The 23,704-nt window shown below is 68.8% G+C and carries 17 protein-coding genes; 8 read left to right on the plus strand and 9 right to left on the minus strand.

Going from position 1 to position 23,704, the window contains the following annotated elements:
* Positions 1 to 222 precede the first annotated feature (222 nt).
* The 6 genes from E7T09_RS16480 to E7T09_RS16505 are packed head-to-tail and all read right to left on the minus strand — an operon-like array spanning position 223 to position 7,815.
* On the minus strand, positions 223 to 2,577 hold the full coding sequence (locus E7T09_RS16480) for a TIM-barrel domain-containing protein (protein WP_136390283.1): 2,355 nt from the start codon (positions 2,575 to 2,577) through the stop codon (positions 223 to 225).
* On the minus strand, positions 2,574 to 3,659 hold the full coding sequence (locus E7T09_RS16485; RefSeq protein ID WP_136390284.1) for a glycoside hydrolase family 15 protein: 1,086 nt from the start codon (positions 3,657 to 3,659) through the stop codon (positions 2,574 to 2,576). Before E7T09_RS16485 ends, E7T09_RS16480 begins: the two co-directional genes overlap by 4 nt.
* Positions 3,656 to 4,861, minus strand: a complete 1,206-nt coding sequence (locus tag E7T09_RS16490; RefSeq protein ID WP_168734898.1) for a sugar ABC transporter substrate-binding protein — start codon at positions 4,859 to 4,861, stop codon at positions 3,656 to 3,658. The genes E7T09_RS16485 and E7T09_RS16490 overlap by 4 nt, the downstream gene beginning before the upstream one ends.
* Positions 4,862 to 4,895: 34 nt before the next feature.
* Complete coding sequence (locus E7T09_RS16495; RefSeq protein WP_136390286.1) at positions 4,896 to 5,771, minus strand: carbohydrate ABC transporter permease; 876 nt, start codon at positions 5,769 to 5,771, stop codon at positions 4,896 to 4,898.
* Complete coding sequence (locus E7T09_RS16500; RefSeq protein WP_136390287.1) at positions 5,768 to 6,640, minus strand: carbohydrate ABC transporter permease; 873 nt, start codon at positions 6,638 to 6,640, stop codon at positions 5,768 to 5,770. Before E7T09_RS16500 ends, E7T09_RS16495 begins: the two co-directional genes overlap by 4 nt.
* Positions 6,622 to 7,815 carry an ROK family transcriptional regulator gene (locus tag E7T09_RS16505; RefSeq protein ID WP_136390288.1) on the minus strand — a complete coding sequence of 398 codons (1,194 nt, stop codon included), beginning with the start codon at positions 7,813 to 7,815 and terminating at the stop codon, positions 6,622 to 6,624. The genes E7T09_RS16500 and E7T09_RS16505 overlap by 19 nt, the downstream gene beginning before the upstream one ends.
* 282 nt (positions 7,816 to 8,097) lie before the next feature.
* On the opposite strand from E7T09_RS16505, the gene E7T09_RS16510 reads away from it, so the two are divergent.
* From E7T09_RS16510 to E7T09_RS16525, 4 genes are all read left to right on the plus strand, one after another.
* Entirely contained in the window at positions 8,098 to 9,129 is a 1,032-nt protein-coding gene (locus tag E7T09_RS16510) for a site-specific integrase (RefSeq protein ID WP_136390289.1), read from the plus strand.
* Positions 9,130 to 9,528: 399 nt separating this feature from the next.
* Positions 9,529 to 10,887: a diguanylate cyclase domain-containing protein gene (locus E7T09_RS16515; protein WP_136390290.1), complete on the plus strand. Its 1,359-nt coding sequence runs from the start codon at positions 9,529 to 9,531 to the stop codon at positions 10,885 to 10,887.
* Positions 10,888 to 11,025: 138 nt separating this feature from the next.
* Entirely contained in the window at positions 11,026 to 13,620 is a 2,595-nt protein-coding gene (locus E7T09_RS16520) for an AAA family ATPase (protein ID WP_136390291.1), read from the plus strand.
* A gap of 177 nt (positions 13,621 to 13,797) precedes the next feature.
* The gene (locus E7T09_RS16525) at positions 13,798 to 14,094 is read left to right on the plus strand and encodes a DUF4242 domain-containing protein (protein ID WP_136390292.1); all 297 of its coding nucleotides are present in this window, start codon (positions 13,798 to 13,800) and stop codon (positions 14,092 to 14,094) included.
* A 69-nt stretch (positions 14,095 to 14,163) separates the two neighbouring features.
* Here E7T09_RS16525 and E7T09_RS16530 read toward each other — a convergent pair whose 3' ends face one another.
* Together E7T09_RS16530 and E7T09_RS16535 are read right to left on the minus strand one after the other, a co-directional pair.
* The gene (locus E7T09_RS16530) at positions 14,164 to 15,033 is read right to left on the minus strand and encodes a helix-turn-helix domain-containing protein (protein WP_136390293.1); all 870 of its coding nucleotides are present in this window, start codon (positions 15,031 to 15,033) and stop codon (positions 14,164 to 14,166) included.
* A gap of 324 nt (positions 15,034 to 15,357) precedes the next feature.
* Entirely contained in the window at positions 15,358 to 17,457 is a 2,100-nt protein-coding gene (locus E7T09_RS16535; protein ID WP_136390294.1) for an NPCBM/NEW2 domain-containing protein, read from the minus strand.
* 699 nt (positions 17,458 to 18,156) lie between these two features.
* On the opposite strand from E7T09_RS16535, the gene E7T09_RS16540 reads away from it, so the two are divergent.
* From E7T09_RS16540 to E7T09_RS16555, 4 genes are all read left to right on the plus strand, one after another.
* The gene (locus tag E7T09_RS16540) at positions 18,157 to 18,609 is read left to right on the plus strand and encodes a MarR family winged helix-turn-helix transcriptional regulator (RefSeq protein ID WP_136390295.1); all 453 of its coding nucleotides are present in this window, start codon (positions 18,157 to 18,159) and stop codon (positions 18,607 to 18,609) included.
* A gap of 225 nt (positions 18,610 to 18,834) precedes the next feature.
* The gene (locus E7T09_RS16545) at positions 18,835 to 19,479 is read left to right on the plus strand and encodes an NADPH-dependent F420 reductase (protein WP_136390296.1); all 645 of its coding nucleotides are present in this window, start codon (positions 18,835 to 18,837) and stop codon (positions 19,477 to 19,479) included.
* Between the two features lie 59 nt (positions 19,480 to 19,538).
* Positions 19,539 to 20,411: a VOC family protein gene (locus E7T09_RS16550; RefSeq protein WP_136390297.1), complete on the plus strand. Its 873-nt coding sequence runs from the start codon at positions 19,539 to 19,541 to the stop codon at positions 20,409 to 20,411.
* Positions 20,408 to 21,064 carry an alpha/beta hydrolase gene (locus E7T09_RS16555; protein ID WP_136390298.1) on the plus strand — a complete coding sequence of 219 codons (657 nt, stop codon included), beginning with the start codon at positions 20,408 to 20,410 and terminating at the stop codon, positions 21,062 to 21,064. Before E7T09_RS16550 ends, E7T09_RS16555 begins: the two co-directional genes overlap by 4 nt.
* A 292-nt stretch (positions 21,065 to 21,356) precedes the next feature.
* On the opposite strand, the gene E7T09_RS16560 is transcribed toward E7T09_RS16555, so the two are convergent.
* Positions 21,357 to 23,603, minus strand: coding sequence for a 3'-5' exonuclease (locus tag E7T09_RS16560; RefSeq protein WP_136390299.1), 2,247 nt, complete (start codon positions 23,601 to 23,603; stop codon positions 21,357 to 21,359).
* Positions 23,604 to 23,704 lie beyond the last annotated feature (101 nt).

A 23,704-nucleotide genomic window follows, 5' to 3' on the forward strand; every position in this document is an offset into this window, starting at 1 on the left:
CGTGGGTGCGTCCACCGCGCATCAGGGTGGAGCGTCATCGGCTCAACGGCCAGGCGTGCGATGTGGCAGGTCGGCTCTGCCGTTCACCGACTGATTCCACGCACCGTCGAGGTAGAAGTCCGGGCGAGGAGGTCGAGTTCAACCCGGATCGTTCGGCGCGAGGCGGTTCGTCAACGCCACGCGATCCAGCGCCAACTTGCAGGGCAAACCGTTCCTGGCCGTTCAGAACTGCGCTGCAGCGGCGAGGAGCAGGTCGAGACGGGGCGAGGTCGCCCGGACGAACACGGGGATGGTGTCGAGCGGTGATGGAACCACCACCGTTCGGTGTCCACTCAGATGGGCGCCGCTCCACAGGTTGACCCACTCGCCGGGCGGCAGGTGGACGGGGCGGGCCAGGGCGCCCTTCTCGACGACCGGGCACACCAGCAGGTCACGGCCCAACAGGTAGGCGTGGGGGTCTTCTTCCAGGAAGGCGCGCGCCATCGGGAACTCCAGTCCGGGGTAGCGCATCATGGGCAGACCCTCAGCGCTGAGGGCCAGGGCCTCGCCGTGCAGGTAGTCGAGGAGGCGCATGCGGAGCTGGGCGTAGCGGCGGTAGACCGTCAGCGCGCGGTCGTCCTGATGCCGTTCGGCGATGTTCCAGGGCGTGCGGTCGCGGTTCTCGCTGGCCGGGTTCCACTCGCTGTGGTACTGCATGATCGGGCTGAAGGCCCCGAAGCCCACTGAGCGCAGGTACAGCTCGACGGTGGGGATTTCGCCGCTGAACCCGCCGATGTCCCACGACCACATGGACACGCCGCTGATCCCGGCGGACAGCCCCGCCTGGATGCTGGACTTCAGCGCGCTCCACGTGCTGTTCTCGTCTCCGGCCCAGTGCGCGGGGTAGCGGCCAGCGCCGGTGTACCCGGCGCGGGAAAAGGTCAGGCCGTCGCCCCGGGTACGCTCCTGGATGAAGTCGTGGTAGGCGCCGACATAGCTGTTGGGGTAGGCGTTGACCATCTCCAGGCCGCGCCGGCCATCGTGCATCCGCAGGCCCCGGCCCCACAGGTGCTCTCCCCCATCGGTCTTCATGCCGTCGATGCCGAGGTCGTCGAAGAGGTAGGCGCGCTTGGCGAACCACCACTCGCGGGCGGCGGGGTTCGTGAAGTCCATGACCAGGCCGTCGGTGAACCACCAGCCGCGGCACCGGTAGGGGCGGCCGTCGGCGTCGTGGACTCCGTAGCCCTGGTCCAGCATGTACGCCTCGTCCGCGTGGTGCTGGGCGTGCTCCTCGGGGACGTGTTTCTGCACCGGGATCTGCCACAGCACCACCCGGATGCCGTGGGCGTGGCATTCGTCGATCATGGCCTTGGGGTCAGGCCAGCGGCCGGCGTACTGGAAGTCCGAGGCCCGGAACGCCTCGGCCCCGGTTTTTGGCGTGTAGCCGGCATCGTTGAAGATGTAGAAAGTGTGCTCGTCACTCCACGCCTCCAGCACCAGCACGGTGGCGGGAATGTCCTCGGCCACCGTGCGGCGCACGACCTCCTCGGTGCGGGCCTGATTGTTCCAGTCGTTGGAACTCATCCACGGCCCGAAGGCCCACTTCGGCGGCACGGCCAGCCCCCCGTTCAGGCCGACGAAGGCGCTGGTCACGCCATACGCGGTGTCCGCCACGATCAGGTGCAGCACCAGGCGTGTCGGGGCGTCCGGCAGCTTCTGGGCGCGGATGACGCCGTCCGGGCCGCGCAGGTCGAAGTCGCTGGGCTCGTCGGCCTCCAGCCAGACTCCCCAACCTTCCGCAGAGACGACCAGTGGAACCGGCAGGTAGGTTCGCGCGCCCTGCTCCTTGTACTCCTCGTACACCCGGACGTCGTGGCTGCGCCCGCGCTTGTCCGGAGCGTCGAAGCGCTCGCCCAGACCGTACAGGGGCGCGTCCCCCAGGCCGAAGCGGCCCTCGATCCGGGTGAGATCGCTGCCGCCCTCCAGCCAGCGGACGGCCAGCGAGGCGCGGGCCACCGATCCGTGCCCCGCCACCTTGATACTCAGCCCGTCCAGGTCGAGGGTCACGGTCATGTTCTCAGCCGTCAGCACCGTCGTCCGGCCCTGGATGTGGGCCTGGCACGCCAGACCCTCGGGAACCACCGCAGTATCGGCATCAAAGGTCACCGTGCAGACACCGGGCGCCGGGACAGCCACGGTGATGTACGCGGGCGCGGCCCGCTCCCCTGTCAGACACGTGAGGATCACGCCGGTGTCGGTGACCTGCACGCCGTCGATGGCCGTCACGGCCTGCCAGCGACCCACCGTGAAGTCGTGGCGCTCGGAGGACGAACCGTCCTCCAGGACGAACGTGTACGCGTAGTGGCCGGTCTGGACGGCGCCGAGATCCGCCGTGTGGTGACCGCCGCCGAGGGCCTGCGCGGGCAGGCGCGTGACCGTGCCGTCATGGTCGAGATCCACGTGTACCCGGGCCTGATCACCGGCCTGCACGCCGACGTGGACGCGTTCGCCGGGCTGGGGGTCGCGGGGGTGACGCTCGGTGGGCAGGATCTTGTAGGGATCGTCGATGCCGTGGGGGGTGTGCTGCAACGTGGTCAAGAGGGAACTCCAGGGAGGGGCGAGGCGTGGGCGGCCACTTCGGCCTCAAGGATCAGGTGCATGGCGTGCGACCACAGCAGGGGGCGCGCACTCTCGCCCCACTGGCCGCGCCAGTAATCGACATAGACGGGATTGAGCACGCCATCGGTGGTCTGCTCGGGCAGGCCACGCCCCCGGTTCTGATCCCGGATCCACCCGAGGAGCGCGTGGGCCTCCTCCGGGCGACCCTGGCGGGCGTACACCCAACCCAGCCACGCGGTGAGCAGCACCCAGGAGCCGCCGCCGTAGTAGGTATCGCGGGCGTAGCGGTGGACGCCGCCGCGCAGCAGGGTCTGCTCGATGGCCTGCACCGTCCGGGTGTAGACGGGATCATCGACCGCGAGGACGCCGAAAGGTACGGCAACCCACAGCAGGCTGGCATCCACGTCAGGGTATCCGGCGAACTTGACGAGCTGGCCGCCCTGCACGAGGTGGTCACGGATGAAGGCCAGGACGTCGGCGGTGACGGGTTCGAGGCCGCGCATGAACGGCTGCATGGCGCGCAGGCCGGCAGCGAGGGAGGCCAGAGTACTGGTGTGCCAGCGGTACGGGAACTCTTCCCAGCAGTCGTAGCAGGGCTCGCGCCAGAACGCCTTTAGGTAGGCCAGGGTGACCTCCACGCCCGGCCGGAAGACCTCGGGCATGGCCCGGAGGCCCTGCGCCCTGAGGTGCTCGCCCAGGCCCCACAACCACTGTCCGTAGCCGTCCAGCTGGAAGTTCGGCCAGCCATCGTCGAGCGCCTCGCCGTTCAGGGCGAAGCGGCACGGCAAGAAGGCGTGCTCGGGGATGGCCTCGCCCCGCTGCCGCAGAGCAACCAGTGCCGACACCTGCTCACTTCGCTCCGCGATGGTCTGGGCCGCCCAGCGGTAATAGCGGCCCGAAGCCGCGTGCTCCCCGGCCCGGTCGAGCGCGTACGCGATGAAGGTGCTGTCGCGCAGCCACGAATACGGGTACTGCGAGAAGGTCGGGCAGGCCGGGAAGGCGCCGCTGGGCGCCTGGTGCTCCAGCAGCGGGGCCGCGAGGGCCCGGAGATCGGGGCTCACTTGCCGAGCAGCGCCTGCACCCGCTGCTGGGCGCTGGCGAGCGCCTGCTCGACGGTCTTGGTGCCCAGGCTGGCAGCCTCGAGTTCCTGGTTGACGATGTCCTGCAGTTGCGACTGCTGATCCACCACGGGCGGCGTGACGGCGTACTGGAGGGAATCGAAGACCGCTTCACGGTTGCTGGGCAGCGGCCGGGCGAGGTAGGGGGCGATCAGCGTGCGCTGCGACAGGGACAGGGCCGGGAGTTCCCAGTTCGAGGCGATGCGCCGGGCGGCGACGGTGGGGCTGCTCGACAGGAACTTGGCCCACTTCTCGGCGGCGGCCGCGTTCTTGCTGGTGGCGCTGACCGCCACCGCGTTCGAGAAGAAGTGCGTGGCCTTCCTGGCGTTGCCGGGCTCCACGGCGATGTCCCACTTGAATTTGGCCGGCGAGAACTTGTCGAACATCCACACCCCGCTGACCAGCATGCCGAGCTGGCCGTTGAGGAACATGTCCTCGCTGGCCACGCCGCTCATCTGCGCGGCGTCGGGCATGACCTTCTGGACGCGCACCTTGTCCACCAGGTAGTGGAGCGCGGTGCGGTTGGCCGGGGTGTCGATCTCGACCTTGTCGCCCACTTTCAGGCCGCCGCCCGCCTGCTGGGCGACCTTGTAGAACTCCCAGAACTGGATGGGCTGATGGATGCCGTACACGCGGGCCGTGGGGTTGTTGATCTTCTGCGCGGCGGCCAGCACGTCCGCCCACTTCCAGCTGGCGGTGGGGTACTTCACGCCTGCCTTGTCGAAGAGATCTTTGTTGTAGAAGAGCACCACGGTGCTGAAGCTGATGGGCAGGGCGTACTGCTTGCCGCCATACTTGAAGGCGTTCAGCGCGGCCGGGTAGAAGGTGTTCGCCGGGGCGAGGCTGGCCGCCAGGGGCCGCAGGGCGTTCTTGCTGGCGAAAGTCACGAAGTTCTCGTAGTTCAGGTCGAATACGTCCGGGGCGCTGCCGGCGGCGATGTCGGTCTGCAGCTTGGTGAAGTACGAGTCGAAGGGCGCGGTGACGAGGTTCACCTTGACGTCCGGGTTCTCCTTCTCGAAGGCGGCGATCAAGGCCTTCATGTCGTCCAGGTGCGTGGCGTCGGTCGTGAAGGACGAATACGTCAGGGTCGTCTGGGCGAGCGCGGAGGTGGCGGTCAGCAGGGCGAGCGTGAGCAACTTCTTCATGGTGTCCTCCTTGGGACGCGGGGAGTGCATGGGATCAGCCCTTGAGACCGCTGGTGGTCACGCCCTCGACCACCCAGCGCTGGGCGAGCAAAAAGACCAGGATCATGGGAGCGACGGTCACGACGGTGCCGGCCATGATCAGGTTCCACTGGGTCTGGCCGGGGTACACACCCTGGAGGGTCGCCAGGGCCAGGGGGAGGGTCATCAGGTCGCGGGTACTCACGATCAGCAGCGGCCACAGGAAGTTGTTCCACGACGCCATGAACGAGAACACCGTCAGCGTGGCCAGCGCCGGGCCGCACAGGGGCAGCATCACGCGCCAGAAGGTCGTGAGGGTGCTGGAGCCGTCCAGCACGGCCGCCTCTTCGAGCTCCACGGGCAGGGCCAGGAAGAACTGCCGCATCAGGAAGATCCCGAAGGCGCTGAACATGGCGGGGACGATCAGCCCTGCGTAGGAGTTCGTCCAGCCGAGCTCCTTGACGATGATGAACAGCGGCGTCATGGTCACCGCGAACGGCACCATCAGGGTACCCAGGAAGACCGTGAACAGCGCGTCGCGCCCACGGAAGCGGAAGCGGGCGAAGGCGTAGCCGGCCATGGAACTGATCACGAGTTGCCCCAGGGTAGTCAGGGCCGCCACCACGCAGGAGTTCAGCAGCGCCCGCCACAGCGGGAAGCTCTGCGCGACCTGGGTGTACGCGTCGGTGGTGGGCTGCGCCGGGATCAGCCGGGGCGGCAGGGTCAGGACGTCCGTGGACGGTTTGAGGGACGTGCTGACCATCCACAGGAAGGGCAGCACCATGACCAGCCCCCCCAGGGCCAGCAGCACGAAGGCGGGCCAGTTGGCGCGGGAGCGGCGCAGGCGGGCGAACCGTGGCCGGTCGTGCACCTGCTGAAGCTGCGCGGTCATGGCTCCCACCGTGCGCGCAGGCGGGAAATCACGAAGGACGTGCCGAAGACCAGCAGGAACAGCGCCCACGACATGGCGGCGGCGTACCCCATCTGGCTGTACGAGAACGCGCCCTTGACGATGCGTTCGATCAGGACGGTGGTCGCGCCCGCCGGGCCGCCACCGGTCATCACGTAGACCTGGTCGAACACCTGGAAGGAGTTGATCAGGCTGATGGTCAGCGCGAAGAACAGTGCCGGGGCGAGCAGCGGCAGGGTGATAAAGCGGTGGAGCTGCGCGCCGCTCGCCCCGTCGATGGCGGCGGCCTCCTGATATTCCGGCGGGATGTTCTGCAATCCCGCGAGCAGGATGGTCATGACAAACCCGGTGTCCTTCCACAGGCTGGTGAGGATCACGGCGGGCATCGCCCAGCGCGGATCGAACAGCCACGCCGGTCCCTGGATGCCGACAGCCCCGAGCGCATTGTTCAGGAGCCCGTACTGCGGGTTGAGCAGCCACTTCCAGACCAGCCCGACCGCGACCCAGCTGGTGACCACCGGCAGGAAGTACAGGGCGCGCAGCAGACCCCGGCCCGGAATGCGGGCGTTCAGGCCCAGGGCCACCAGGAATCCCACGGCCATCACGAGCGGCACATAGCCGACGATGAAGGTCAGGGTGTGCCGCAGCGCGCCCCAGAAGTCCGGGTCGTGCAGCAGGCGCTGGAAGTTGGCGAGCCCGGCGAAGCGCATGGGCGTCAGCAGATCCCAGTGCATGAAGGCCAGAACCAGGGAAGCCAGGATCGGGCCCACCAGGAAGAGGGCCGCCCCGACCAGCGCCGGGCCCAGGAACAGCGCCAGGGTAAGCGTCCGGTTCAGTCCGCGCTCGTACATGCGTCCTCCTGCAGGTCGAGGTCGAAGGCGTGGCTGACCGCCAGACTCGCCGCGCCGCGCGCCCAGACCTCGTCGCCCCAGGGTTCGATCACCACGGGCAGGTCGACGGCCAGGGACGCGAAGCTGTGCTCGCGCAGCGCTTCCCGCATGGGTGTGAACAGCGGGTCGCCGAAGCGCACGCCCTCGCCACCGACCACGATGAGTTCGGGGTTCAGGAGGTTCACGAGGTTGGCCAGCTGAATGCCGATGCGCTGTCCGGCGTCGCGCAGCAGTCCGGCGATCCGGGGGTCATCGAGATGGTGCAGGAGGTCGTCCGCCTGCGTGATCTCCAGGTCGCTGGCGAGTTCGCGGGCGCGGGCCACGAGCGCGGGCTCGCTGGCGTAGGCTTCCAGGCAGCCGGCCTTACCGCACTCGCAGCGGCGGCCGCCCGTCTCGCTGACGACGTGGCCGAACTCACCAGCGCCGCCGTCGCGCCCGCGCACCAGCTGCCCGTTGGCGACCAGCCCGGCCCCGATGCCGCGCCCGACGGTGATGACGATCAGGTTGGACGTGGCCTTGCCATGACCGAACAGGCGCTCGGCGACCGCGAAGGCGTTCACGTCGTTGTCGAGCGCGATGGGCACACCGACGGCCTCCTCGAGCAGGGCGCCGATCGGGACTTCGTGCCACTGCAGGTAATCCGAGTGCACACACACGCCCCGCCGGTCATCGATGACGCCAGGAAGGCCCATGCCGAGTCCCATCAGCTGCTCCTTGCGGGTGCCGGACTGGGTCAGGAGGGCCTCGACGGCGCTCTGCACGGTGCGAACCACCGTTTCAGGCCGGTGATCGGGCAACCCCACCTGCAGGTGACGCTGGACTTCCCCACCGAGGTTGGTGAGCACCGCCTCCAGGCGGCGTTCCATGAGTTTGATGCCGACGGCGGAACGGGCCCGGTAGTTGACGGCCAGCAGCACGGGGGGGCGTCCGCCGGAACTCACGCCGCCCTCGCGTTCCTCGACCAGACCGTCGCGCATCAGGTCGCCCACGACGCCGGTGATGGCCGCGCCACTGAGCCCGCTGCGTTCCTTGAGCTGCACGCGGCTGAGCGGTCCCTCGCGGTGGAGGGTGTTGAAGATGGCATTGCGGTTCAGAACGCGCACCACGCTCTGATCGTTTCCACGAAGTGAGCGCATCCGCTCCTCCTTACTTAATTTACTGACTTAAGTAAGTTGTACGCTCCGGCCAGGGGTCTGTCAAGATGGTGGGTCTGGCTGCACAGAAGGCGCACACCGTCTCGACAGACGCACTCCAATGACGCGTTGGACGGCCACCTCCCCAACTGCTCTGACGCGCCCGAGAGACGTCTGGGCGTCTGTCCAGCCTCACTGGCATGCCCCGCCGGAGCGGCGGCCGATCGACCCTATAGTGACGGCCATGAATCCTGGCGTGGCCACGTCGAGCGCGGTGGCGACCCGATGACGCTGGACGTCTACCGCTCGGCGCTGGGCGACCGGACGCGCGGCTGGCTGGCCCTTCATCCAGACGAGCGCCGCCGACGCGCCGTGGAGGCCTGCGCACAGAAGGATGCCGGAACCCTGTGGAGCCTGACGGAGGCGCACCTGGGCCTGTATGGCGCGAGCGGCATCCTGGTCAGTCCACATACCCTGAGCGCGTATCGCACCGGCGTCACGCAGTACGTCCTCTACGCCCAGGAGCGCGCCCTGAACGTGCTTCACCCCAGCCTGGACGACGCCCAGGCGTACGCCCTGCACCTGCTCGAACGCCGCAAGATCGCCACAGTGCGCGGCAAGGTGGCCGCCGCCGCCGCCCTGTACAAGGCGCTGCGCTGGGCCGGCGCGACGGACGTCACGCCCTTCTCGGGCGTACGCGTGCCCAAGGATCACGAGCATCCGCTGACGAAGAACCCACCGTACTCGCCCGCCGTGCTGCGCCGCGTGTTCGGGCGGGTGGACGAGGCGCTGCCGCTGGCCCGCGGGCGGGAACGGACCCGGCTGCTCAGCGCCCGGACGCTCCTGCTGATCCTGGCCCACACGGGGCTGCGGATTCAGGAAGCGCTCGACCTCGCCTGGGCCGACGTGCACCTGGACGAGGACGAGCCCTTCATCACGGTGCGTTCCGGCAAGGGTCGCAAGAGCCGGGACGTGGGCCTGTCCGACCGGCTGACCTCGGCCCTGCGAACCTACCGGGCACTGCCGCGGCGACGGTCGCATGCGGCGGCGATGGTGCTGCCCTTCCGGACGCGGGCAGCGGCGGCGAATCTCCTGAGGCCCCTGTTCGAGCGGGACGAAGTGGACGCCTCCGGGCGACCCGTGTCCGACTGGCGGGGCTGCCACGCGTTCCGCAAGGCCACCGGGACACGCCTGTACGAGGCGTTGGGCGATTTCGCGGCGGTGGCAGAGGTGCTCGGACACGCGGACATCAACGTCACGAGATCCTATGTCCGGATTTCCGGCGGACGGGCCGGGAAGGTCATGCGGGACTGGTAACCGGCGTTCGGCCGTCCTCTCTGGACGTGCCGGAGCTTGAGCATCCCAGGGCGCGCCCCCGACCTTTCGTCGCGCGCGGCCAGGCACGGTGGGGAAAGGTCAAGGGTGTGGGCAGTGGCGCGCCAGACCTGGCAGGCGCACACTACGGGAACCCGCTTCCGAGCCCTTGCCCCGCGGGGTGGGCCATGCAGGGAAGCAGCGCCGCGCACAAGCCGGGCACGCGGCCATGGGCTGGGCGGCCACCAGCAGGCCCAGTAGACTGCCGCGCCGCCCCCCGCACCACCCTGTTCACTCACGTCCACACATCGGACGTCTGGAATTCCACGTCGGGGATGGCCGGTGTGTGGGATCACGCCGCCATTCTTGTGGCTGTCCTGACCTCCGCGTTAACATGAAACGATGTCCCCCGATCCGGCGGATGTGGCTGACGTGGCGTCCCTGAGCCTGGTCTTGCAGCACGCCCCGGTCATCCTGTTCGCCACGGATCTCGATGGACGCATCACCCTGTCCACCGGGCAGGGCCTTCACGCCCTGGGCATCCGCCCGCATGAAATGGTCGGGCAGAACATCCGCAGTCGCACGGCACCATGGGGTGACGTCGGCAGCCTGATCGATCGGGCCTTCGACGGTGGCGTCGTGTCGGGCACGTACATGCGCGCGGATCGGCACTATCAACTGGTGATCCAGCCCCTCCTCCGACCGGACGGGCAGCAGATTGGGATCACCGGCGTCGCCATCGACATCACGCCGCAGGTGCAGGCCACCCGGCAGGCCGAGGCGCTGCTGCGGCTGTCCGAGATGCTGGACGAAGCCCACTCGCGGCCCACCCTGCGCGAGACCCTGAGCGCCGCCCTGAAGACCCTCGCGGACTTCATGCCGCTCGACTTCCTGATCCTCTGGGCTCCCCAAGACGGCGAGTACCGGGCCACCGCGTGGTATGGCCCTCTCCCGGAGGCCGTCAGCGCGTACGCCCGGCAGGGCGTGGCCACTGCCTCCGCCCTGCGGTGGACACGCACGGCAGGCGGCACGTACCTGACAGATGAGGAGGTGCCGCCAGCGCTCCGTGCGCTGGGCGTCACCGGTATCGCGGTGCTGCCGCTGCCTGGTGGAGTGGCCGACACGCCGACCCTGCTGTGCGCGTACCGCCTTCAGGAGGGGCCGCCCTGGACGCTCCAGGAGCAGACCCTGTTGCAGGCGGCCGTCCGCAGCATCGCGGTGCTACAGGCGCGGCGCCAGCACCTCCATGACCTTGAGGAGGCGGCGCTGACCGATCCCCTGACCCGGCTCCCCAACCGCCGCGCGTTCGACCAGGACCTTGCTGATGCGCTCAGCCGCCCGGAGCGGCAGCAGGGGCCGCTGGGCCTGCTGATCACCGACATCGACGGCCTGAAGGCCGTGAACGACACGCAGGGGCATGAGCGCGGCGATGAGCTGCTCCGCACCTTCGCCGCCGCGCTGCGGGCCGTGCTGCGGGAGGGTGACCGCTGCTACCGGTTGGGGGGAGACGAATTTGCAGTTCTGCTGCCCGCCGTGGGCGAGGACAGCATCCCGACGCTCCTCACGCGGCTGGAACGGACGCTGGAACTGCTGAGGTACGAGGGGTTCCCCGATGTCCGGGCCAGCGGCGGCGGCGCCGTATTCCCGGACGAAGCGTCCACCGGCAGCGCCCTGCTCCATCTCGCCGACCAGCGGATGTACCACGTCAAGGCCACGCGTCAGGAACGGACGGGCCGGACAGGAACCCGCAAACCTGGGTAGGGTGCGAGGGCGAACCGGGTGAGGAATACGCCCGACGGTGTGGGAGGGAATCCGACCGGTTCAACGCCTCCGGCAGCGTGACCGAACCACCAGGAATCCCCCTGTGCGACGGGTTCTTCCTTCACCTACAGTGATGGCGTGACGCTACTCGAGCGCACTCCCATCCTGAATGACCTCGTCCGTCTGCTGGCGGAGGCCACCGCGCGGCGCGGCCACATGGTCGTTCTGGGTGGGGAGGCCGGGGTAGGCAAGACCTCGCTCGTTCAGGAGCTGGGCCGGATGACCGCACCGTCTGCCCGGATTGCCACCGGCCACTGTGATCCGCTCTCGACGCCGCGGCCCCTGGGCCCACTGCTGGACATGGCCGACGCGCTGGGTGGCCCAGGGGCGCTCGGGCTGGCGGGCCACCGCGACCAGCTGTACGGGTCGCTGCTGTCCACCCTCGCGGCCCACCCACAGCCGACGCTGCTGATCGTGGAAGACCTGCACTGGGCGGACGAGGCGACCCTCGATCTGCTGCGGTTTCTCGGCCGGCGGATCGGCTCGCTGCCGGCCCTGTTGATCGCCACGTACCGCGACGACGAGGTCGGCCCGCAGCATCCCATGCAGGTGATGCTGGGCGATCTGGCCACGTCGGGGGCCGTGCGCCACTGGTCTGTGCCGCCCCTGTCCGAGCGGGCCGTGGCCCAGCTGGCCGAGGGCAGCGATCTGGACACCGCGCGCCTGTACCGGCAAACCGGCGGCAATCCCTTTTTCGTGACCGAGGTGCTGGCCGCCCGCAACGGGCGGATCCCCACCAGCGTGCGAGACGCAGTGCTGGCACGGGTGGCCCGCCTGTCCTCCTCCGCTCAGGCCGTGCTCGGGGCGGCGGCTGTGATCGGCCCGCAGGTGGACGCCCGACTGCTCACACGGGTGGTGGGGGCCGAGCTGGACGCCCTCGACGCCTGTCTTCAGGTGGGCCTGCTGGTGGCGCAGGAGGGCGGCTTCACCTTCCGGCACGAACTGACCCGGCAGGCCGTCCTGAGCACCCTGGCTCCCCATCGGCAGGCGGTCATGCAGGCGCTGGTGCTGGACGCCCTGAGGGCTTCCGCAGCACCTGACCTGGCGCGGCTGGCCCACCATGCTGAGGCGGCCGGCGACGGCGCGGCCGTGCTCGAGTTCGCCCCCAGGGCAGCGGAGCGGGCCGCCGGGCTGGGGGCCCACCGCGAGGCCGCCGCCCAGTATGCCCGCGCCCTGCGGTTCGCGCAGGACGTGCCCACCAGCCGGATGACCTCGCTGCTGGAGGCATATGCCGTCGAGTGTGCCCTGATCGATCACCTCCAGGAGGCCATTCAGGCGCGGCACCGGGCGGCGGCGCTGTGGCGGCAGGAGGGACACCGGCTGAAGGTGGGCGAGAACCTCAGCCATCTGTCCGGGCTGTACCTGAACGCGGGCGAGAATGCCCAGGGCGAGGCCGCGATCCGGGCGGCCCTGGACGTCCTGAGCGCGCTGCCCCCCGGTGTGGAACACGCCCGTGCGTACCAGATGCAGGCCCATCTTCACATGCTCAACCGGGATCACACAGATGCCGTCCTGCTGGCAGAGCAGGCCCTGGAACTGGCCCAGCAGTGGCAGTACCTGCCGGTCGTCATCGGCGCCTACAACACCCTGGGCACCTCGCGACTCCTGTCCGCCGATTTCGAGCGGGGCGGGGCCCTGCTGGAACAGAGTCTGCACCTCGCCCTCGACGCGGGGCTTGATGGGCGGGCATCGACCGCCTACGTCAACCTGGGCAGCGGCTATGGCGAGATGTACCGCTTTGTGGAGGCCGACCGGTACCTGACCGAGGGCATCACCTACTGCCGCGAGCGTGATCTCGATGCCGGCCGACTGTACATGGAAGCGTGGTGGGCGCTGTCTTTGGTGCACCAGGGCCGCTGGGCCGAGGGGGCGGGCGCGGCAGCGGGCGTGCTCCGCGAGCCGAGGGTGGCGGCGATCAGCCGCATCATGGCGCTGGTGGCGCTGGGTCGGGTCCGGGCCCGCCGGGGGGATCCTGAAGTCTGGCCAGTGCTCGACGAGGCGCTGACCCTCGCCACGACGACCGGCACCCTGCAACGCCTGGGGCCCGTGCATGCCGCCCGCGCCGAGGCGGCCCACCTGGCCAGTGCCGGCCATCCCGCCGCGTCGGACGCCAGGGCGACCTACCAGCTGGCCACGGCGCACCGGCACCCCTGGTTCGTGGGAGAACTGGCGTACTGGTCATGGAAGGCCGGTGATCTGGGGGCCGTTCCGGAAGCGGCCGCGCATCCATACGCCCTCCAGATGCGGGGAGACTGGGCGGGGGCGGCCGCCGCGTGGCAGGCCCTGTCCTGCCCCTACGAGGCCGCCCGGGCCCTGGCGGACAGTGGTGAGGAAGACCCGCTGAAGGAGGCGCTGGACGTCTTCGAACGGCTGGGCGCGCGCCCCATGGCCCAGCGGGTGGCCCGGCAACTGCGCACGCTGGGCGTCCGGGGGGTGACGCGGGGGCCGAGGCCATCCACCCTCGCTAATCCGGCAGGCCTGACGACCAGGGAACTGGAGGTGCTCGACCTCCTCGCCGGTGGCCAGTCGAACAAGCAGATCGCCCGGCACCTGGAGCTGTCCGTCAAGACGGTGGGCCATCACGTCTCGGCGATCCTGGCCAAGCTCGACCTGAACACCCGGGGAGAAGCCGCGGCGGCCGCCCGCCGCCTGGGGCTGGGCGCGCTGAAGTAGGGCGTCGCCACGTCCAATCTGGGGCGTTCCGCCGATGCGGGCCCCGGCCCTCCGAGCGCACCATGACTGCATCCGGCCCGGATACGACGTGCTGTTCCACCCTTCCCTGCCAGGGAAGCCCGCCCCGATGACGCCCATCACCGCGTGGCCCACGGCCCGCCACCCAGGAGGATGACCATGCCCCGTTACCTGATCGAACGCACGTTCCCCACTGGTCTCGAGATTCCCGGCACCGCCGAGGGGGCCGCCGCCTGCCTCAGCGTGGTCGACAGAAACGCCGATGTGGGCGTGACCTGGGTGCATTCCTACGTGTCCGAGGATCACGGCAAGACCTACTGCGTCTACGACGGCCCCTCGCCCGAGGCCATCCGGCAGGCCGCCGAACGCACTGGCCTGCCCGTGGATCGGATCACGCTGGTCAGCGTGCTCGATCCATACTTCTACCGCTCGAGCGGCGCTGCGTCCCAGGGGTAAGTTATCCAGAACGATGCGCCTTCGTTCATCCCCTGAGCGGACGGAACGCCGGAAAACAAGGCGACAGGTTCAGGCCTGGCCCAGCTCGAACTCGGGCGGCACGGCCAGGTCGAGGTACTGATCCCCGCCGACCCGCAACAGATCGAGGTCGACGCGGTGCCGCCTTCGGGCGGCGATGGAGGCGAAGGCGCCGGGGGTCATGCTGGACAGGGCCTTGAACTCACGGATCAGGTGCGCCTGGTCGAAGAAGCCCAGCTCGAAGGTCAGGTCAGCCATCGGTACCCCCGGGTTCGTGCGAATCCGGATGTTCGCCTCATCAAAGCGCACCACGCGGGCCAGCGTCTTGGCGCTCACCCCGACCTGCTGCGCGAACTGACGCTCCAGGGTGCGCGGGCTGAGGTTCAGCTCCTCGGCCAGCTCCGCCACCCGCACCTTGCCGAACGACTGGTAGATCTGGCGGGCCGCCTGCACCCCTGCGCCCGGCTCGCTCGACTGGTCGGCAAGGAGGAGCAGATACTCCTCAAGCGCCTCGCGGGCGGTCTCCCACTCGCCGTGCTGCACCAGCGCCACCACCTCGCGGCCCCAGGCGCTGGCGCTGAGGGCCGTGTCCAGCGCGTCCGGTACCATCTGGGCAGTCCACCCCAGCAGTTGCCGGGCGCCCCAGGGGTAGAGTTCGGCCACCAGCGCGCGCAGCCGACCCCGTCCTGCCGTGCGCTGAGGTTGAATGCTGAATGGAGTCAGCACGACGGGCGAGATGGGACGCAGTGCGTCCAGACTCGGCCCGAGCAGCGCTGTTTCTGAAGAGAACATCAGGCGCAGGGTGCGCTCCGGAAGGTTGAAGTTCTGTTCCGGCCACGCCAGCAGCATGTCCTCCAGCTCCCAGTAGCCCTGCACCAGGTCGCGCAGACGCGGGTGGGGAGCGTGGTGCCGGAAGCGCATGGCTCCACTGTGACAGGCCGCGTGGTTCAGAGAACAAGCATCAACGTGTCAGGAGGCCTGTGGGAGTCCGACCCTGGAGAGCAGACGGGTGGCGGTCAGCGCGGACGACCAGCGCTCTACCACGGCGTCCGGCAACTCCGGACCGCCGGTCAGGAAGCCCTGCACGGTCTCGCACCCCAGGGCGCGGACTCGTCGCGTCCACCCTCACGGTGAGTCGTCATGTCCCTGCCCCAGGGAGTGACCACTGACAGGGGTGTGACAGGCAATGACCGGGGAATCAGCGCTTCGCCCACGACGGGCAGGCGGTGGGCGCCGCTACCAGCGCTATTGGCCCTGCCAGGTGGTATTTGTCGGGCCCGCCGAGTTCGAGCCGGTGGTCACGACCAGTCGGTCGGCGATCACGTCGGCCACGGGAGACTGCCGCACCGCCGGCAACGCCGTCCGGGTTGACCAGCGGTTCGTGACCGGGTCGTAGGACAGCATCGTGTCCGATTCCGCTCCCTCGATGGCGCCGCTGGTCTTTGCCAGGGTGACGCCGCCCGCCACGACCACCCGCTGTTGCCACGCGACCGTGGAGGACGTGATGTGGCCCAGCGGCAAGGGCAGCGGTGCCACAGCCCGCCACGTATTGGTGGCGGGATCGTAGGCGTGCACGTCCGTCAGGTCCCCGTGCGCCTCATCCCCCAGGTGCTGGCCCCCCACCGCGTAGATCAGACCGCCCAGCGCCACTCCGCCCAGGTGGTTGCGGGGCACCGGCAGTGGCGCCAGGGAACGCCACGTGGTCGGCGCGTCCAGGGAGAGCGTCCAGTGGTCGCCGTCGTCCCTCAGGTAACTGCCTCCAGAGGTGCGTTCGGTGCCGCCGAAGTAGTGAAGGTCACGGCCCAGCAGCACCAGTGCGCCCGCGCCCCTTGCGCCTGGCAGGGGCGGCAGGGCCGTCCAGGTGTCCGTGAGCGTGTCGTACCGCCACACGTGATCGGTCTGCGGGCCAGGGTGGTTGCCCAGAAAGCCGCCGGCCAGGTAGATGTCCGTGCCGTTCACGGCCACTCCGGCGTGCGTGACGGCGTCCGGGATGTCGCGCAGTGGCGCCCACCGATCCGCACTGGCATCGTAGACCCACGCCTTGCGGGTGGCCGCCGGCTTCGTGCCGTTCAGATTCGTGTAGAACCCGCCGAACACGTACAACTTGCCATTCACGGCCGCGCCCTGCGCCTCGTACAGCGTGCTGGGGGCGGCGGCGCGGTTCGTCCAGCCGAGGCCCAGCGGCTGGAGTTCCAGGGCATTCAGGCTCGCCGTGTCCACCTCGCGGAGGAAGTCGAGGTCGACCGCACCGTCCTGCACGGTGACGTCGAAGGAGCGCACGACCGCCCGCCCGGCCCCGCCCGCCTCCCTGAACACGTCGAAATGGTCGAGCACGACGCTGTTCTCCAGCCGGACATCGAACACCCGCTGCCCGGCAGCGGTCTTGATCCACTCCGCGAAGTGCAGCCGGATCTGATACCGCCCGTTGGCCACAGGAACGCGAATCTTGAAGGCGGACGAACCGGCGGGAAGTGCCTGAGTGTCGGCCGCGATCCACGCCGACTGGTAGATGGTCGGGTTCGCCGGCGGCGTCACGCCGGTGATGGTCGGCGCCGGCACGGGCGTGGACGCCGCGCCCCCGGTCACGTAGCCGGAGCACGCCGTGACGGCGGTACAGGCAACCCAGGGTGTGCCATCGACGGTCTGGGCGGGCCCGCCGGTATTCAGGCGCAGCGCCGCTCCGGACGCGACTGGCACCGGGCCAGGTGCCGACGTGCACGACCTCAACATCGTGCCCGCCCAGTCGGCGTGGTCGTAGGCGTTGCCGTCTCCCCCATCCGTGACCACGAGCCGGAGTTCAGAGCGGCCGCTGATGTCCACGGTCAGCGGCCTCGCCGCACTGGCTCCCGTCAGCAGGCCGCTGTCGTAGAGCTTGACGCCATCGCCGTAGACCTGGAAGACCACGCTCCCCCGGGAGCCGACCTCATCGTCGATCCCGATGGTCGCTGTGAGGGTTCGGCACATGCCCTGCACCGCGAAGGTCATGGACGAGGCGGCATGGACGCCGAATCCCCGGGCATAGACCACACCGTCGACCGTGAGCGGGTGACCGTCGGCCGCGCCGGTCTCGCCGTTGCTCCGGTTGCGTTCCACCGGGCCCCAGCCGTTGCTGACGGCGACGAACGGCTCATTACTCAGCGTGTTGTCGCCCGGATCGATCGTCAGCGTGTCCAGGTGTGCGGCGCCCGGAGAGCTGCCACCCGGCCCTGCAGGATCACTGTGGCCGCAGGCAGTCATGGCCAGCAGACCCAGTGCCACCTGCGCGGCCTGTCGCCACCGTGACGCCCTGATGTCTTTATTCGTGCGGCCTGTTGCCGATCCGGAGGCCAGGTTGTGCTCCGTCATTCATCCTCCGGCCGCCCACGCGGCACCCTCACCCGTCCGGGAACCTGAGCTCAGAAACCTTTCACGTTCCGGCATTCTGTGGTCAGACCGCGATCAATTCCAGGCCTACTGTGGTCATCGTTTACATTTGGTTACATGCTCGCCAGCTGGCCATTGCGAGCTATGACCGGTGGCGACGCTGCTGGAAGTTCCCGGCATTCCTGTTGCCTGATATTCGACGCCCTTTGCGCGGGACGGAGCTGGGGCTGTGCCATCGCATGGAGTCTCCGCCGATGTCGAGACCGGTCGGACTGGGATCAGGCAGGAGGGTCAATCGAAGCAAGCGACCCGGAGGTCGCCTGATTTCCCCAGCGTCGGGTGGTCGTCACCGGAAAAAGATCGTTCGGCGCGACGGCATGGTTGACGACTCAGGCAGCGAGCGAACCGTGGCCACCTGCGCGGCTGGCAAACTCCCTTCCTCATTGGGCTCAAATCGCCACCCCTTCCCTGTGCCGGAGCGTCGTAGGAAGGTTAGCCAGGCCCGTTCCGATTCAACGGACGTCGCGTGACCGGCACTTGTAGGACAGCGGGTGTTCTGTGCCTGTTGCCATTTTCCTCCGTCCTCGACCGAGTCCGGGACAAGGTGATGGGCGATGGAGCAGCCGACTTCTTGACATTGTTCGTTGTAACGACTATCGTTGCTTACAGGAGTTGGTATCCATGACGCTGCACGCCACAACCCCTTCCTCCGTTGAGCATCAGACGTACCTCGCCCTCCAGATCCTGGCGCTTCGCCTCAAGGACGAGACCGAACACCTGCTCAAACCCGAGGGGTTGACCAGCACCCAGGTCAATGTGCTGCACATCCTGAGGGGCGCGGGCGACGATGCCCTGACCTGCGGCGACATCGCCGGGCGCCTCATCAACAAGGATCCCGACGTCACCCGACTGCTCGACCGCATGGAAAAGCTCGGCCTGATCGAACGGGCGCGTAGTGGACATGACCGTCGCGTGCTGCTCACCCGCCTCTCCTCACAGGGCAGAGAGACCGTCGATCGCCTCGACGCTCCACTGATGGAGCTGCACCGGCGTCAGTTCCACCATCTGCCGCCCAAGCGGCTGGAATTGCTGCTTGAACTGCTCGGGGAGGCGGCAAATTCGCAGGGAGCCTGACCCGACCGCCCATTCTCGATCCAATACTCGTTATCACGAATATCGTTCCCGCCTATAGGAGTACCTATGACCACCCTGACCCTCGCCCTGCTCGCCGCTGCTCTCGGAACTGCCGTGTGGGCAGTCACCCGCCGACCCTCTGCTCCGCTGACCTCCAGTGGTAATGCGACCTCGACCGACCTAGCCCCGTCCTCCGACCTCTCGTCACACTCTCAGGAGAACACCATGACCACCCCAACCATCACCATCATCGGCGCCGGCAACATGGGCCGAGGCATCGCGCATGTCGCCGCACGCGGCGGCCACACGGTCACCATCGTCGACCGCAGCGCAGACGATGCGCAGGCCCTCGCCAGCGAACTCCAGACCGCACAGGCCGGCAGCGCCGTACGGGCGGGCACCCTCGACGACCCACTCGGTGACGTGGTGGTGCTCGCGACGTGGTACACGAACGCACAGGACATCGCCCGGCAGCTCGGACACCGGCTCGACGGCAAGGTCGTGGTAGACATCAGCAATCCCCTCACCCCTGACTTCAGCGGGCTCGCCATCGGCGGCACCACCAGCGCCGCCGAGGAACTCGCGGCCGTGATCCCGAGTGCCCACGTCGTGAAAGCCTTCAACACGACCTTTGCCGGCACCCTCGTGGCCGGGCAGGTGGCTGGTCAGCCGCTGGACGTGCTGATCGCCGGGAACGACGCAGACGCCAAAGCCATCCTCGCCGCCGTGGTGACGGCCGGGGGCCTGCGCGCAATCGACGTGGGGCCGCTGGAACGCGCCCGACAGCTCGAAGGCCTTGGCTATCTCGGCATCCAGCTCCAGTTCACGCAGCACACGAACTTCGCCAGCAGCTGGAAGTTCCTCGCCTGATCCAGACCCCACCGGCCTGATTGCCACACCGCTCCCGCATTCCACACGAGGTACGTCGCATGACCCAGTCCACCTTCCCCACCCTGACCAGCACCGACCTGACGTTCGGCCCGGTCGAACTCACGACCGCTGACCTGACCCGGAGCGTCGCCTTCTACCAGGGGGTGCTGGGCATGAACCTCCTGGATCGGAACGGTGTGACGGCCACACTCGGCCTGCCGAACCGGCCCCTGGTCATGCTCACCGAAGTCCCGGGCGCGCAGCCCTCCCGGCCCTCGTCGCCTGGGCTGTACCACCTCGCGCTCCTGCTCCCCAGCCGCACCGACCTCGCCCGCTGGGTGCAGCACGCGGCGAGCCTCGGCCTCCGTGTCGGGCAGAGCGACCACCTGGTCAGCGAGGCGTTTTACCTGCAGGATCCCGATGGGCACGGCATCGAGGTCTACCGCGACCGCCCCCGCTCCGAGTGGCGCTGGCAGGCCGGACAGGTGCAGATGGCCGGCGATCCCATCAACATGGGCAGCCTGATGACCGAACCGGGAGCCGACGTGCCCTTCACCACCCTGCCCGAGGGCACCACCATGGGCCACGTGCATCTTCGGGTCACGGATCTGGCCGCCACGGAGGGGTTCTACCGCGACGTCCTGGGGTTCGATGTCGTCTCGCGCTGGCCGGGCGCCCTGTTCGTCTCGGTGGGCGGGTACCACCATCACTTCGGCCTGAACACCTGGCAGAGCACCGGGGGCGCACCAGCTCCTCAGGGAACCAGTCAACTGCTGCGCGTGCACGTCCACCTGCCAGAGCGGAAGGATCTTGACGCGCTCGACGTCCGCCTGCGCGCCGCGACGGTGGCCTTCACACGCAACGGCGCCAGTCTCGACGTGCGCGACCCGGCTGGCACCACCCTGCACTTCCACGCGGAGCGGCCTGCGTGAGTGCCCTGACCTTTCAGCTACGGCCGCCCCGCACCGGCCCCATGCAGGGCGCACCCCTGCTGGTGCTGCTGCACGGTGTGGGTGGCAACGAGCGGAACCTGCTCCCGGTGGCGGACGCCCTCGATCCGCGTTTCGCCGTGCTGAGCGTCCGTGGCCCGCTCCAGGTCTCACCCGACGGCTTTGCCTTCTTCAACGTGCGCTTCACGCCGGAACCCGTCCCGAACGCCGAGGAAGCCGAAGCGAGCCGCACGGCCCTGATCGATGTTCTGCCGCGCCTCGTGCAGGAGCAGGGTCTTGACCCACAGCGCGTGTTTCTGCTGGGCTTCTCGCAGGGAGCGATCATCGGCGCGAGCGTCACGTTGTCCCGCCCCGACCTCGTCGCCGGTCTGGTGATGCTCTCGGGGCGCATCCTGCCCGAGGCGCGTTCCACCTTCGCGCCAGCCCATGCGCTCGGGGAGGCGCCGGTCTTCGTGGCGCATGGCCGTCAGGATGCCAAACTCGGCATTCATCACGGCCGCGCGAGCCGAGCGCTGCTCAGCGACCTGGGAGCCACCTTCACGTACCGCGAGTACGACATGGGCCACGAGATCACCGCGCAGGAACTGAGTGACGTGAACGCGTGGCTGGAATCGCGGCTCGCTCCTCCGGCCTGACCGGCCCGGCTCTGACGCCAGAAGAGGGAACGGGTGAAGCTGCCGGAGGATGGGCGCCACTTTGAAAATGGAAAAACGGCCTTCCGGCCGCCTTGATTCCTTAAATATAGAGCGGTATTCACAGAAAGTCAAACTGGACGGCCCGATCGGAAATGTGCCCTCCCAGCCGGCACCGCCCCTTCCAGCCATATGCACCACCTGCATAGCTGCCTGACTCCTCCCGAGCGCAGTTCCTGGTGCGTTGAGGCCTTCCGTCTGTCCAGGCCGCCTGCACCTGTGCTGGTGGGGCCATTCAGAGCGGCGTCCAGACCGGGCGCATCGTGTCCACGGGTTGGTCAAACAGCCCCGGCTGGGCGCCGGACTCGAACAGCTGCCGGAAATCCTGTGGCGTGAGCCCCTTGCGCAGCCGGGTCGCGTACGCACTCGTCAGGGCCGCCACGTAATGCGGGACGTCGTAATCCCGGCCGTCCGGATTCACGTCGAGTGGCGTCAGGCCGTGTCCGGCGCGGTGGTACAGGCTGATCCGCTCCCCGGCCCGCCAGCCGCGCCCGAGGACATGCAGGGCTTCATACGCTCCTTCCCGGCGCGCCGTGCGGGTGGCCGCGTACTGCTCGGGCGTCTTCGTGAGCCGCACACGGCTCGCCACGTCCGCGTTGCGGCACCCGCGGGACTCCAGGGCGTGCCGGGCGTCACGGTACGCCGCCTGCACGCCCGGCAGATCGTAAGCGAGCAGGCACCGCAAGGCCCGGTGCAGGAAGGCCCGGCCGTAGGGCTCGGTGCGACTGGATTCGAAGGCCGCGCCGCGCACTTCCAGCGTTCCGTCGTACCGCAACAGGGCGTAATTCTTGATCTCGTGGCTGAGCATCGCGCGTGCGCGGCCGTCGTACTCCAGGGCCACACCATCCGGCAGCAGGCGGTCGACTTCGGCGATCAGCGTCCTGGCGTCGGCTTCCGACCAGTGGTCCGGAGTCGAGAAGTACACGCCATCCGTATCGGCCTCGATCAGCGTGACGCCGCGCACCCGCAGCGCCTCCACCACCTGTCCGAGCAGTTCACGGCCCCGCCTGGTCACGCGATCGGCAGCGGCCGGATCCTGGAAGAGGGCCAGACGTCCGGCGCCCAGGTACCCGTAGCCGGAGTTCACGACGAGCTTCATGGCGGTGTGAATGGCCTCGTGCTCGCCGGGGTCTCCCCGCCTGGCGGCCGCCTTGTGGTGCAGCCGCAGGGCGGTCAGGTGATCCATCAGGTGCAGGAACACGCCCAGCGGGTCACTCGACGGGCCGATGCGCTCGTGGCGGATGATGCTGGGATACATGCTGGCCACGTCGGCCTTCACCACGTTCCGGAGGACACCCTCGGCATACAGATGCACCGCGCCCCCCTGGTGGGGCGTGCCCGGGCCTGCGACGTCGCCGGGCAGGGCGTGCCGGGCGTGCAGGTACGCGCGCACCAGCATCGGTTCGAGCATGCCCGTCGCGGTACCCGCATACGGCAGGCGATGGTAGGGCCGTGGGGCCATCGTCGCCAGGACAAAGGCCGGCGCGAGCACCCGCCGGGCAAGCGCATCGACCTCCTCGACATCCTGCAGCGCGTAGGTGCGGACGCGGTTCGGATCCGTGCGGTACGTCTCGGCCACCTGGGCGCCCTCGATATACACCCGGCCTGGCGGGGCGATGCCGTACAACTGGGAGACGATCTTCAGACTGGCGCTCGGCAGATCCAGGCGGCGCACCGCGTCGATGGTGTCCACGATCTCCCGTCCCGCGCAGGCCCAGTGCGGGGCGCTGCGGCCATCCTGCACCCGCCAGAGCCCAGGCGGGCCACCTGGGCGACTGAAGTTCACCGCCAAGCCGTGAACCTGCGCGCGACCGAGCAGGAACGGCAGGTCGAAGCCCATGATGTTGTGGTTCTCGATGATGTCCGGATCGCGCTCCTGGATGACCGTCAGCAGGTGCTGGATCAGCGCCGGTTCCTGCGCCGCCCGCCGCGCCTCCAGCACCGTCTGAAAGCCCTGGTTGTCACGCACGGCGATCATGAAGATGCGCCCGGTGTCGGGGCTCAGGCTGGTCGTTTCCAGGTCGAACTGCAGGCGGTGCGGGTCGTCGAATCCCATCCCGCCGAAGGAGGTGCGTCCGGACGCCATCAGGTACTGTTCGGTTGCCCCGACCGCGTAGTAGCCGCGCAGGTCATGCAGGCTGGTGACGCGCCGCCCCAGCCGCCGGGACGCGCCACTCAACACCGCTTCCCTCAGGGCACGCCCGTCCGCGCCGGTGAGCAGGTATCGCAGGCTGCCGGCAGGGCCTGGGAATTCCTGCACGCTGAAGGCCGCCCCCGCATCGTCGTACGCGAGCCGGGATCCGAGGTGTTCGACGTCTGCAAGGTCTCGCGCGTACAGCCACGGCCGGAACTGAACCCGCTCCAGGGTGACCTGCCCGTCCACCCGGCGCCAGACCAGGGCGCGTCCCGAGAGGTCGGCGTGGACGGACACGATGCCCGGCGTGGGGTGGTGTCCGTACAGCAGTGGGTCTGGGGCCGGCATGTGTGGTGCCCAGTGTAGAAGGGAGCGCGTGACGACGAAGGTTCAGCTGCGTCTTTACGTCGGCCATCACGGGACAAGTCTGATGTTCATGGGTACCGCCC

It is taken from the genome of Deinococcus sp. KSM4-11 (genome assembly GCF_004801415.1).
Taxonomy (GTDB): Bacteria; Deinococcota; Deinococci; order Deinococcales; family Deinococcaceae; genus Deinococcus.